We start from the raw sequence: 13073 nt of genomic DNA on the forward strand, positions 1-13073 counted from the left end.
GAGGTCACCTGGCGACGGGCTCCGGCTGGGCTTCCGGCTGGGGCGACAGGTTCACGGCGTGCTCGGTGACCTGGCGCAGGATGTTGAGTTGACGCTCGAGTTCCTTGACCCGCGTGGCGCGTTCGTTCTCCTCGAGTTTCGCCGCAGCGAGCGAGGCCTGCAGCGATTCGTTCAGTGAGCGGGTGGTCTGGTTGGCGATGCCACGGTAGTGGTCACGCAGCTGGCGTTGAATCCCCTTGAGCCGGTCGCGCGACTCCTTGCTGACGATGAAGGAGACGTCGTCGACGAAGCGGCGCATGTTGCCCTTGGCCTCGTTGCGCACCCGCGCCATCCGGTTCTCCATGTCCTCCTTGTAGGCCTTGCGGCCCATCACCAGACCGGCGCCGAGCGACAGCGGGTTGAACATGCCAAGCCCCGCGAAGGACGTGATCATGCCGAACATCAGCACGCCGCCGTAGGACCCGCGCATGCCGGTAACCACCTTGTGGCCCTTACCGATCGGCTTGGCCTCCAGTTTGGCCACGGACTTCATCTCACCGAAGCCCGCGCCCATCTCCCGCGCGTCGATCTGGGGCATGTCGACGGCGTCGATGCCTGCTTCCTGGAAATTGTGCGCCACCTCTTCGGCGAGTGCCCCCGCACGCTGGTAGGCCCAGACGAAGTTGTCGCCGACGGCGGTGGCGATAGCGTTCTCGAGTTCGGCGCCGATCTCGGCCCAGTGTTGCGTCGGGTCGCATCCGTCGATGACCTTCTCGGTGTGCTGGGTGATCGCCCGGAACCGGCCCCGCAGGTCGTGGTCCACGTCGGCGGTCAGGTCGGTGATGCCGTCGTTGAGCACCTGCTGCCACAGCGCGGTCTGCGCGAGCGCATCCATGGCTTCCTGCTTGCGCCGCTCCAGGTCGGCGGTCAGCCGGTCACGGGCCTCGGGGTCGTTGATCGCCGAAAGCTCAGTGGTGACGGCGAGGGTCAAATGCTCGGCGGCGGAACGCACTTCGGCAAGCACCTGGTCGCGTACCCGGTCGTTCTCCCTTGACAGCACCTTCTCGCTGAGGAACTTGACGATGGCGGGGAAGTTCGACTCCTCGTTGAGTTCCTTGTCGTTCATCTGGATGGCGTGGCTGCGCAGTACCGAAGAAACTGGAGTGACCGGAACACTCACGCCCACCCGCTGCAGATGCGCCTGATTGGCCGCGACGATCTCGCGCCAGTGCGGGTAGAGATCGGTCTTGGTCGCCAGAATGGTTGCCAGCGGGCAGATTTCGAGCGCCTGCCGGATGAAGATCATCTCCGGTTCGGTGAACTCCTGGCTGGTATCGCTGATCATCAGCATCGCGTCGGCGTCGGGCAGCAGGCCCAGGGTCGACGAGAGGTGCGGTTGGCCGTGACCGCCGACCCCTGGGGTGTCGACGAATGCGAGGCCGTTCTTCAATAACGGGCTTGGCGCGGTGATCTCGACGCGCAGCACCTCGCGGCCACCGGCCTGGGGTGCGCGCCGCAGATCGGTCTGCACCTCACTCGGCGGGATCTCGATGACCTCGGGCTCGGCGCCGTCGCCCCGCGACACGATCAGCCGCGCCGATGCCTTCTCGCCGTAGGACACGACCGTGGCCAGCGCCGTGGTCTCGTCGTCGCCGACGCGGGCGACGGGCACGTTCAGCAGCGAGTTCAGCAGCTGACTCTTGCCCTGCTTGAGCTGGCCTGCGATCACCACCCGGATCTGCGGGTCGGAGATCCGCTCCTTGGCCTTGCCGAGGCGTTCCACCAGGTCGCCGCGATCGTAGGTGGCCGCGATCTTGGTGCTGTGGTCGATCAACTCGACGATGACCTTGACCTTGCGGGGATCGTTCGGTTGCGTCATTTCCGTCCTTCTTCTTCCCGCTGGGTTGTCTCAACGGTAGGCGCGCGAACTGGCGGGGACCACCCCGATCAGAGGGAGTCCCCGCCAGTTGGTGTTATTCGGTTGTCTCGGACTAGAACAGGCCCACGTCGTTGCTGACGTCGACGTGCGTCTCGACGGTGGCGTCGTGGCTGTCGTGCGTCGAGTTGTCGTCGTGGCTGTCGTGCGTCGAGTTGTCGGAGTTGTCGACCGAGTTGTCGTCGTGGCTGGCGTCGACACCGCCGGACACGTCGTGACCCGCATTGACCGTGGTCTGATCGCCACCGACGGTGGTGCTGCTGTCGTGCGAGGAGGCGTCGGTCAGGATGATCGACCCGCCGCCACCGCCGCCGCCGGCGTTGGCCTCGGAGTCGTTGCCGATGCCGAGCAGGCCGCCACCACCGCTGGAGCTGGCGCTGCCGCCGTGTCCGCCGGACATGTCGTTGTCCTTGATGATGTTGCCCTCGTTGCCGGTGATGATGTCGCCACCGGAGTGCTGCGAGCTGTCCGAGACCTCGGTGTCGTTGCCTTCGCCGACGATGACCGGCGAATGGTCGCCTGCCTCGATGACGCCGGTGTTGGCGTTGTTGTCGTCACCGACGACGTTCCCGTCGCCCTCGACGTTGGTGGTGTCGATGTCGCCGGCGTTGCCGGTGTTCACCACGCCGCCATCGGTGGCGGTGTTGGTGGTCTTGTCACCGAACGTGATGTCGCCGAAGCCCAGGTTGAAGGCGCCGTTCTGGGCGTTGGCCCCTGCCGCCTGATCCGGGCTCATGAAGTCGTTGTTGCTGGCGACCTGAGTGGCGTTGTGGCTGGCGAAGTCGGTCTGGGTCTGCGGCGCGAACGTCGTCTGCGGGGAGAACGGCGAGGCGATGCTGTGGTAGTCGGACACTGCGCGCTGCAGGCCGTGTACCGGATCGCCGCCGCCGAGGGCGAGACCCGCAGGAGCCGCGGTGGCTGCCACGGAGGCGAACTGCGCCGCGCTGACGTTCGGCAGGCCGGCGTCACGCATGGCGCCTTCCGGGTCCTGGACGAAGGACGCTGCCACGTCCGGGCTACGGAACAGGTCGAGGATGTAGTCGAGCAGAGTGGTCATCGGAGTGCCTTTCGGTTGTCTGGTTCTTGAGTCTGTCGCTGGAGTGTCCGGCGAACTGATGACTACGTTATGGACCCGCGAACCCCGGTGAAACGGGGCCGACGCCCCTCACTCCACCCCCCGATGCAGGGGTATAGGGGGATCCCCCATTAGGGGGTTAGGGGATGACTTGGGGCATGGGCAAAATTCGGGTTCTACCTGCACAGATACGATAACAGCGCGGCCCGTGTCGGGCCGCGCTGTTCATCGATGCAGAGCTCGGAGCTAACTGAAGATGTCGAATCCCGGGTCGTCGTGCTGCGGGAGGTGATCGTCGACCACCGCATGGCCCCAATCGTCCTGCGGGCCGTCGTCCGGCACGGGTGCGTCGTCGATGACGGGGCCATCGAAATGCAACGACGGATCGTCGGCAAGGGCGACCGCAGGCACGGCGCCGTCCCCTGACGGGTCGTCACCGCCGTCGATACCGGTCGTCAACAGATCGTCATGGGTGTCCACGACGTCGGTCGCGATGGTGTGCGCGTCGTCGACGCCCTGCAGCGGCAGATGGTCGCCGAACGCGTCGAACGCGGCCGTTGCCGCACCGCTGGCCCACACGTTGCTTCCGGCATCGGTGTCGAACGAGTCGAACCCCGTCGATGGCACGGCCGCGGACAGCGACTCGGCGACGACGGGGATCAGATGGTTGACGTCAGCACTGGTGACGTCGGTGAGATTCGCGTCGGCAATGGCCTGAGCGGGGTTCGCCGCATAGTGAGCGGCCGCGTCGGGATCACGCACGACCGACATGACGAAGTCGAGGAGCGAGTTTGCCATGACACACCTCCCTTTCGAATCGGCGATACGTGGATGAAGCGTCTTTGGTTCGACTTGAATGGTATCGACGCAGGACGCCGACGAGATCGGTGTCGAGCCCACCCCCGTGAGGACGCCGTTAGGGGATAGTCCATTAGGGGATACACGCCGTTAGGGGGAATGCCGGTGCGGCCCACCACGGGCGGTTAAGGTGAGCACTTGCCTTCTCGACCCAATGCGGTCCAATTCGCAGTATCCGATACGAGCATGGGATGTGGGTGTCAATGAGCGACGCACTGGGGTTGTCCGTCGGGACCACCAATCTGGTGGCGGCCCCGGGCAATAACCCCCCGCTCACACGTCGGTCGGTGCTGACGCTGTTCAACGACCGCGGTCCGGAGGTTGGCGATTACGCCGGTCCGAACCCGCCGCGTCTGGTGTTGACCGGATTCGTCGAGCGCGTTGGCGATCCAGTGCCCCTGGTCGCCTCGGACGGCTCGTCGCATCGTGGCGAGATCGTCCTCGTCGAGGCGCTCGACGGCTTGGCCCGTGCCGTCGGCGGCGGCTCGCCCGTCACGATCGCCGTGCCCGCGCACTGGGGACCCGGAGCGGTCGGAGCGCTGCGCAGCGCATTGCGCGCCAAGCCCGGTCTGTCGCCCGGCGGTGTTCCGCCCATCCTGATCCCCGATTCGGGGGCCGCGCTTGCAGGCCTGCGTGCGGCGCCGGGGCTGCCGAACGAGGGCGTTGTGGTGTTGTGCGACTTCGGCGCAAGCGGCACGAGCATCACCCTGGCCGACGCCGCCGCGGGTCTGGCGATCATCGGCGAGACGGTCCGTTCGGTCGACTTCTCCGGTGACCTGATCGACCAGTCACTGCTCAACCACGTCGTCGCGGGCATTGCCGACGCCCGGAGCGCCGACCCCGCGGCAACGGCGGCGGTCGGATCGCTGACCCACCTTCGCGACCAATGCAGGCAGGCCAAGGAACGGCTCTCTGCCGACGCCGCGACGGTCATCCCCGTCGAAATGCCCGGCTTCGCCTCGGACTTCCGGGTCACCAGGGCCGAACTGGAAAGGCTCATCGAACAACCGCTCGCGGGTCTGGTCGCCGCGGTCGACGACACGTTGCAGCGTCACCGCATTCCGATGGCGAGCATCACCGCGGTGGCGACCGTCGGTGGCGGCGCCGCGGTACCGCTTGTCACGCAGAGCCTTTCGGAGCGGTTGCGGGCTCCGGTGGTGACCACTCCCCAGCCGCAGCTCGTCATCGCCGCGGGCGCGACGGCCGCCGCCGCAACGGGTTTCGCCGCAGAGGCTCCCACCGGCATGGGGCCGGTCGCCGACGCACCGACGGGCCTTACCCCGACGATGGGTTGGGTCGCGGGCGCACAACCGCCGCCGCAGGACGCGCCGCCGCAGGATGCGACGGCGCTCGCCAACCAGCTGGCGTGGTCGCAGGATCAGCCCGGCGGTGGTGAGCCGGTGCCCTACGCAGGCGCGGAGTACCAGTCCGAGTACGTCGGTCCCACCGACGCTCGCCCAGAGGTCGCGTTCGCCCACGAGGAAGAGGACGATCGCCCCGACAACGAGCCACTGCCCTGGTACAAGCGGCCGCCCATCCTGTTCGGCGCTGCCGCGGCGGCGGTCCTGCTGTCCATCGGCGGGTACGCCGCCGTCACGCTCACCAGCTCGGACAGCCCGTCCACCCCGGTCACCGAGAACGTCACGCTCACCAAGACCGGATCCGACGGCTTGATCACCACGACGGTGGTCCCGGCGTCGTCGTCGACCCAACAGAACACCGGAGGGTCGGCCACCACCACCACCACCACCACGGCGTCGAACTCGGATTCACCGACCAGCACGACGACCACCACCTCGCCCACCACGACGACAACGACGACGACGACCACCACCACCACCACCACCACCACGACTACGACGACGACCACCACCACCACCACCACGCCGACGACGACCACCACGACAACGACGGTGCCCGTCACCATCACCACCACGACGGTCGTGCCGCCGCCCACGTCGCAGGCGATGATTACCGGGCAGACGGCGCCGGCGTCCCTACCGTCTTCGGCGGCATCGGTTCCGTCGGTGCCGGTAGCCGAAGTGGTGCCCGTCAGTCCGTGACCGTGCATGACGTCGTCGCGGCGTTGACGGCTCGGGATCCGACGAAGCCGGGAGAACCAGCCAAGGTGCTGGTGTCCGGAGGGATCGGCACGGGGAAGACGTCTGCGCTCGGTGACATCCGCTCGGCGCTGCGGGATGCGGGCATCACCGTGATCGCGCGACCACCGCGGGATGGCGATCCGGCCGGCGCCGCGGTCGTCATCGATGACGCACACCTCCTCGGTGGGTCCGATCTCGACGAATTGGCCGACCTGGTAAGCGATCCCGTCACCACGGTGGTGATCGCGGCCGAACCGCTTGCACATCATCCGGCGCTTGCGGCGCTGTCCACCGCGCTGGCGCGGCAGAACCCCGTCGTGACGCTTGGCGCGTTGGCGCCCGCCGAGGTGAACCGATCGCTTGCCGAGACCCTCGGTGCGCCACCGCCTGTCGAGCTCGTTCGGGCGGTGATGTCGACGACGGCGGGGCTGCCCTTCCTGGTGCGCCCGGCCGTCGCGGCGCTCGGATCGCCGGATGGCGACTCGCAGGCGGGAGCGGTCGCTCAGGCGGCCCGCGTAGCCCTCATCGAACGGTTGCGCCGCGTCGATGAGGCGGTCCTCGACACGCTGTTGGTGTCATCGCTCAATCCCGAGCTCGGGCCCGACGACGTCGCCGCCGCGCTGCGCACCGACGTCGAGCGCGCCCACACGCTGGTGGACCGGGCGCGGGCCAGTGGCCTCATCGCGCCGTCGCACAGCCAGACCTTCCTTGGTTCGCTGCACGAGTGTCTGTCGCAGATCATCGGCGCGACCCGGCACTACGACATCGAGGTTGCACTACTCCGCACACAGGTCGAGAAGTCCACGCTGTCAATGGATCTCGCACTCAAGCTGGCCGACCATGGTATGCGTCATCCCCAACTCGCCGATGCGCTCACCGACCTCGCCGCACGTAATCAGGGCCATCCGGGGCGGTCCGCCCGGCTCTACCGCGCAGCCACCGAAGTCGGCGCGACCGCTCTGACCGCGCGACTCGCCGATTCGCTTGCTCTGACTGGAGACTGTGGCACTGCTGGACGGCTGGCCGACGAACTCCTGACCTCCGAGGACCCGGCGGAGCGGGCCGCCGCGGTGCGGATCGCGGCCAGCGTTTCGGCGCACGACGGCGGCGCGGCACAGGCCGCCGAGCTGTTTCGCTGGCTGGGCTCCTACCCCGACGCCGTCGTCGGCGCGGCAGGGGCGATCGTCGCCGTCGGTGTCGGTGACGCCGCAGCGGCACGCACGGCGGTCGACATCGAGAATGCGGGGCCGCCGACCTCGACCGCACGCGCCGCACGCAGTCTGGCGGAGGGCCTGATCCAGACTCTCGACTCGCCGTATCCGACCGCGATTGCCCGTCTGGCCCAGTCGATTACGACCGATCAGTCGGCTATCGGCGTCTCCCCCGACACGCCGGCCGCACTGGTGACACTGGCGGCGTTGCACGGCGGCGACCCCGTCCGCGCCCGCAGCGTCATCGCCCGCGCGGTCCGCGCCGCAGGTGACGACGAGGGCTTCGTCGCACCCCGGCATCGACTGCTGCTCGGGTGGGTCCGGATGCAGGAGGGGCAACTGGCCGCGGCGGCCGCCGACGTCACGATGGCGAGCACCGGGGCCGAGCTGCACCGCAGGGATGCGCTGTGGGCCGCGGCCCTGGAGACCGCCATCGCCAGGCGCGGCGGTGACAGTGGGTTGGTGCAGAAGCATTGGTACACCGCGATGGAGGTGCTGACCGAGTACTCGCTGGATCTGTACTCGCTGCTACCGCTGGGCGAGCTGTGGGTTTCGGCCGCCCGGCTCCGACAGGTCGACCGGTTGCAGCACACCATCGACGAGGCGTTCAATCTGCTGGGCGCCCTTGGCAATCCGTTGTTGTGGTCGTTGCCGCTGCATTGGTCGGGCGTGCATGCGGGCATCCTGGCGAACTCGCCGGAGGATGTGGCACCGCACGGTCAGGCGCTGACCGCGGCCGCCGGTCACAGCGCGTTCGCGAAGGCGCTGGCCATCGCGGGACGCACGTGGCTGCGGGTGCTCGCCAACCACGTCGACGTCGATGAGGTGACCGTCGCCGCGCGGGCGTTGGCGCAGTACGGGCTGGGCTGGGATGCGACGCGGCTGGCCAGTCAGGCTGCCCTGCACACCCCCGACGGGCGGATCTCGGGGGCGATGCTGCAGTTGGCCCGCGACCTCAAGCTCGCCACGACGGGTCAGGACGACGTCGACGTACCGGCCGCGGTGGCCTCGACGCGTCAGCCAGGATCGTCGATGCCGCCATCGTCGCGGCTGTCCGACCGGGAGCGCGAGGTCGCCGAACTGCTGCTGCAGGGTCTGCCCTACCGCGACATCGGTAGCCAACTCTTCATCTCGGCCAAGACCGTCGAGCACCACGTCGCGAGGATCCGCCGCCGGTTGGGCGCCGAATCGCGGTCCGATCTGCTGTCGATGCTGCGGGCGATCCTGGGCTCACCGGCCTGAGCGATCCCCGCCGCCGGCGTCGAGATTGCGTCCACGGTCGTGAATCCGCGACCCGCACAGCCCTCAACGCAATATGAGCGGCTCCGCACACCGCGGCGGTCACAGGTAGTGTCCATTCACATGCCTGACGTGATGGATTGGGATGCGGCCTATCGCAACGAGATCTTCGCGGGTCCACCGCGGAGCGTGGGCTCGGTACGGTCGAGTTCCTCGAGCGCGACGTCACCAAGCTGGCTTACGACGCAACGTTGAACACGGTGCTGGACCGCACGCTGTTTCACTCGCTACCACTCGAGGCGCGCGATGAGTACCTTCGCGTGATTCACCGCAGCGCCGCACCGGGCGCGTCGCTGTACATGCTAGTCTTCACGACCGACGCGCTACCGGCCGACTCGCCGTTCCCCGTGCCGAACCTGGTGACCAAGGACGAACTGCAGCAAGCGGTTTCGGCTCATTCGGACATCGATTCCATCAACCCGGCGTTCGTCTCCGTCCAGCTGCCCGACGTGCCGAACCTGCCTGCCCACGATTTCGAGGTGGACCCGCGTGGCCGGGTGAAGCTGCCCGCGTTCCTGCTCGCCGCCCACAAGCGCGGTTAGGAGCGATCCGCCACGGGTCGCTCGCCGTTGACCGCAAGTGTGTCATCGGGCCCACCCAGCGAGAACGGGATGAACCCTCGCGCGAGTAGGTCTCCCATCGCGGTTCCGTCGAGCGGGTGTGACAGCAAGAAACCCTGTGCGCGAACGCAACCCAGGCTCAGCAGCGTTCTGGCGGCTTCCTCGGTTTCGACGCCTTCGGCCACCACCTCCAACTCGAAGGCGTCGGCCAGGGCGACGATCGCGCGCGCGATCGCCAAGTCCCCTGCGTTGTTGCCGAGCTCGCTGACGAAGCTGCGGTCGATCTTGATGGTGTCGACCGGGAGTGACTTCAGGTGGGTCAGCACGCTGTGCCCGGTGCCGAAGTCATCGACGGCCACCTTCACCCCGACGGCCTTCAGCCCCGCGAGCGTGACGCGGGCCGCCTCGATGTCCTTGACGACAACGCTCTCGGTGATCTCAAGGCACACCGAACCCGGGTCGAGGCCGAACTCGTCGATGGTGCGGGCGACGCTGTCGACGAATCCCTCCGCGACGAGTTGCACGGGTGACACGTTGACGCGCAACACGATGTCCTTGGCCAGCCCGGCTAACCGCCATCTGCTCAACTGCGCGCACGCCATCTTCAGCACGAGCCGTCCCAGTTCGCCTGCGAGGTTGGTGGATTCGGCGACGGCGATGAACGAGTCGGGTAGGAGCAGTCCCCGCGTCGGATGATTCCAGCGGACCAGCGCCTCGGTCGCCACCACCGCCCCGGTCCGCAGGTCGACCTCGGGTAGGTAGTGCAGAACCAAACCGCCGCTTTCGATTCCGCCGCGCAAGTGCAACTCGATGTCGTTGCGGAACTCGCTCTTCAGGGCCAGGTCTTCGGTGAACACGGCGACGGCGTCACCGCCGGCACTCTTGGCCGACATCAGCGCCTGGTCGACTTGGCGCATCAGATCCGACGCAGCGTCGCGACCGGGAACACCCACCGCCACGCCGATGCTGACGGTGCGGTTCAGGATCTCGTCGTTGATCGTGACCCGCCCGCGCAGACCCGCCTGCACCCTGTGGGCGTAGGACTCGGCCTCGGCCAGCCCCATCGGTGCGGCGGGGATGACCATGAATTCGTCGCCACCAAGTCGTGCGATCAGATCGGGCTCGCCGACGGGTTCGCGCAGTCGGCCTGCAAAGAACGCGATGAACCGATCCCCCGCGTGATGGCCGAGGAAGTCGTTGATGGCCTTGAGCCGGTCCAGGTCGAGGAACAGCGCCGCAACCGGACCCGGCTGACCGGCCGCGAGGCGGCGTTCAAGGTGGGCGATCAGTGCCCTGCGACTGTAGAGACCGGTCAGGTCGTCGTGCTCCGCCAGGTACTTGAGCCGGTTCTCAGCGAAGATGCGCGCCTGCAACTGCGCGAACAGGGTTGCGATCATCTGCAACGCGTTCAGTTCGTCGACGGTCCATTCACGGTCACCGAACTTGACGAAACCCAGTACACCCGTGGTGACGTCGCCTGAGAGCAGTGGCACGCACGCCAGCGAGATCGACGGGACGGTAGTGCCCTCTTCGATGCGGCGCTGGTATCCGTCGGTCGCCGGCTCCGGCCGGATCACCAGGGGCGCCTTGAGGTGTTCGGCCGCCGCGAAGACCGGATCTGCGTCGGCGAAGTACACCACTCCGATGGGGTCGGGGTCGGGAACGTACGCCCGTACCGGCCCCTCTGCGATCAGCTTGGTGGCATGGAGCTCATGATCGTTGTGACGCAGGAAGCAAGTGTCGAGTACGAGATAATCGGCCAGGTCGGTCAGCACGTGCTCACTGATCGCGATCGCGGTGTCGACGTTCGCCGCCATCAGTTCTGACGCGACCTTGGTGACGACCTCTTCGAGGCTGCGCGGCATGCCCTTACGGTAACCAAGGTGAATTTTTACGCAAACGCAAACGATTCGTGTCTCTGCGGCTCTTCACCGATGTCGGCGCGCTGCTGGCCAGGCGCAACACCAAGATCTGAGCAGCGCCGGGCTCGGTACCGACGAGTGCACGGAACTGCGATTGCAGTGTCGCCAACTCGTCGCAGAAGGCGCCCGACAGCTCCTTGAGCTCCTCGGGCGTGCGGGCGTAGAGGAAAACCGGTGATACGGGTTGGACCGCCAGGCCGTGTTGTTGCGCGGTGATCCACACCGCCTCCATGGCCGATCCGCCGCGTACGAAGTCGGCCAATTCGTGGCCGGTCACCGACACGACGGCGAGCCCAGAGCTGGCCTGCACCCGATCCCTGGTGTCGTCGCCGAGCGCCGAGCCTGCGTTCCATTCGGCGAGGTGGGCCATCACTTCCGGACGACGAAGGATGCCCATGACGGCGTAGTCGCCCGGATCGAGTTCGAGGCTGCGCACGTCGATACCGGCGTCCGGGTCAGGGTCTCCCGGCCAACGAAGCTCGGAGAACATCTCCGCGTGCAGCCGAGGGGTCAAATACCGGGTCCGGTCTGCGGCGGCGAGGATCGTGGCGGCGGCGTCGATGTCTGACCGGTCGGTCACCACACTGAGCCGGGCCCCGTGCCGGTCGGCGACCGCGTGCATAGCCGCGACGGTCTCCGCGCTCAGTGCCCCCGGTTCGCCGTGGCGCCGGTTGGTTTCGCGCTCCAGCATGGGCTGGTACAGCGCGGCGAGTTCGGGGGCGGCGTCGTGACCGAAGCGCAGCGTCGCGGCCAGTCTTCCACCGTCCTCGCCCACGCTCACCGGTCCGAGACGGCCGTACGCGGCCGCGGCGACAGTGGCGTTGAACAACGCGGCGCCGACGGCGACGGCGCTGCCCCTCAGCTCGACGTTCATGGCCGAGGTGAACTCGGGAGCCACGCGGATCGTTACCGATTCCTCGTCTACGTCGACGTACCAAGGCTGCACGTTTCCCCCGGATGGGGCGCGGATCGCTGCCGCCGCAACGACTTCCGGCAAGTCGCTGGGCGCATGCTCGGCCTGCGACTCCGCGTCGGCCGGGGTACCCGCACCAGCCATCTCTGGCACGCGGAGGTTGTCCAGCGCCCATCTCACATCGATCCGGGTCCGGCCCGACCCGAGGGGCTCACCAAGCCCGATGCGGCGCACGGCCTCGGCCAGCGCGGTGGCACCGAGCGTGACGTCGCCGGCCAGTTGGGGCCAGGTCGACAGGGAATGGTCGACCTCGACCAGCGATGCCGCCATCCGTGGGGACAGACGTTCGGCGTCCAGGTAGCGCAGGATGTGCGGGATCTTGTCCCGGTTGCTCATCCCCGGAAGCAATGCGAGGTCGATCTCGCCGAGCAAGCCGTGCAGGATGGGTCGCTGCGGGTCCAGGTCGAAGCGTTCGACGTCGACCAGGCCGCGGTCACTGGTCGCCATCAACACCGGAATTCCGCGGGCCTTTGCTCCTTGGCGCACCAGAGCCTTCATGTCCAGCGAGTCGCACTCTTCGACGACGATGTCGAGTCCGTCGAGGAACTCGTCGACGGTGTCGTGGGTCAGTCCGGCGTCGAGCACCCGAACCGGAAGGTAGGGGTCCAGTTCGGCGATGCGCCGAGACGTGACCGTCGCCTTGTTCACCCCGAGATCGAACAGCGTGGCCGGGACCCGGTTCAGGTTGGACAGTTCAAGGCCGTCGAAGTCGGCGAGCCGCAGCTCGCCGCACAGCCCTTGCGCGGCCAGGGTGTGCGCGATGACGTGACCGACACTCAGTCCGGCGACGCCGATCCGCAGGGTAGCGAGGCGGGCTTGTTCTGCCGCGGTGATCATGTTGCGGTTGCGGTCGAGGCGGAGCGCGCGGAATCCCCGCGGCCCGAGCACCGCGACGACGGCTCGCCGCCACGGGTAGTAGGCCCACCGAATGCCCTCTACGAGCAATGCGTCATCGGGCTCTGGCGGCAGCCGGCGCAGGGCGTTCTCCTGTGCCTCGTGTTCGTCGAGGAACGCCACCCGCTGGTCGGCGCGCAGCTCGTAGATCATGTCCTGGTCGGACGCGTCGCGTGGGTCCAGCAGCACCGCCGCATGGGCTCCTGCGTCGGTCCCGGCTCGGTCGATGCTCACGTCGCTGTCTCCAAGTCGTTGGCACCCAAC

The 13073-nt window shown here is 67.7% G+C and carries 8 protein-coding genes; 3 read left to right on the forward strand and 5 right to left on the reverse strand.

Features of this window, described 5'->3' with window-relative positions; all coding sequences use genetic code 11:
* Nucleotides 1-4: 4 nt before the first annotated feature.
* The 3 genes from iniA to HNP02_RS09675 form a co-directional block, all read right to left on the reverse strand.
* Nucleotides 5-1858 (reverse strand): isoniazid-induced dynamin-like GTPase IniA, encoded by a 1854-nt coding sequence (gene iniA, locus HNP02_RS09665; RefSeq protein WP_184437494.1) that lies wholly within the window; start codon nt 1856-1858, stop codon nt 5-7.
* 112 nt (nt 1859-1970) lie between these two features.
* A complete protein-coding gene (locus tag HNP02_RS09670) occupies nt 1971-2972 on the reverse strand; it encodes an IniB N-terminal domain-containing protein (protein ID WP_184437496.1) in 1002 nt (333 codons plus the stop codon).
* 264 nt (nt 2973-3236) lie between these two features.
* Nucleotides 3237-3788: an IniB N-terminal domain-containing protein gene (locus tag HNP02_RS09675; protein WP_184437498.1), complete on the reverse strand. Its 552-nt coding sequence runs from the start codon at nt 3786-3788 to the stop codon at nt 3237-3239.
* 263 nt (nt 3789-4051) lie between these two features.
* On the opposite strand from HNP02_RS09675, the gene HNP02_RS09680 reads away from it, so the two are divergent.
* The 3 genes from HNP02_RS09680 (at nt 4052) to HNP02_RS09690 (ending at nt 9002) form a co-directional block, all read left to right on the forward strand.
* A complete protein-coding gene (locus HNP02_RS09680; RefSeq protein WP_184437500.1) occupies nt 4052-5911 on the forward strand; it encodes an Hsp70 family protein in 1860 nt (619 codons plus the stop codon).
* Complete coding sequence (iniR, locus tag HNP02_RS09685; RefSeq protein WP_184437502.1) at nt 5908-8403, forward strand: isoniazid response ATPase/transcriptional regulator IniR; 2496 nt, start codon at nt 5908-5910, stop codon at nt 8401-8403. The genes HNP02_RS09680 and iniR overlap by 4 nt, the downstream gene beginning before the upstream one ends.
* A 137-nt stretch (nt 8404-8540) precedes the next feature.
* On the forward strand, nt 8541-9002 hold the full coding sequence (locus tag HNP02_RS09690) for a hypothetical protein (protein WP_184437503.1): 462 nt from the start codon (nt 8541-8543) through the stop codon (nt 9000-9002).
* Here the strand turns inward: HNP02_RS09690 and HNP02_RS09695 are convergent.
* Nucleotides 8999-10885, reverse strand: a complete 1887-nt coding sequence (locus HNP02_RS09695; protein WP_184437505.1) for a bifunctional diguanylate cyclase/phosphodiesterase — start codon at nt 10883-10885, stop codon at nt 8999-9001. The two genes, HNP02_RS09690 and HNP02_RS09695, sit on opposite strands and share 4 nt — an antisense overlap.
* A gap of 4 nt (nt 10886-10889) precedes the next feature.
* The gene (locus HNP02_RS09700; RefSeq protein WP_184437814.1) at nt 10890-13037 is read right to left on the reverse strand and encodes an Rv1355c family protein; all 2148 of its coding nucleotides are present in this window, start codon (nt 13035-13037) and stop codon (nt 10890-10892) included.
* Nucleotides 13038-13073: the final 36 nt, after the last annotated feature.

Origin of the sequence: Mycobacterium sp. AZCC_0083, assembly GCF_014202335.1 — a bacterium.
Classification (GTDB): domain Bacteria; phylum Actinomycetota; class Actinomycetes; order Mycobacteriales; family Mycobacteriaceae; genus Mycobacterium.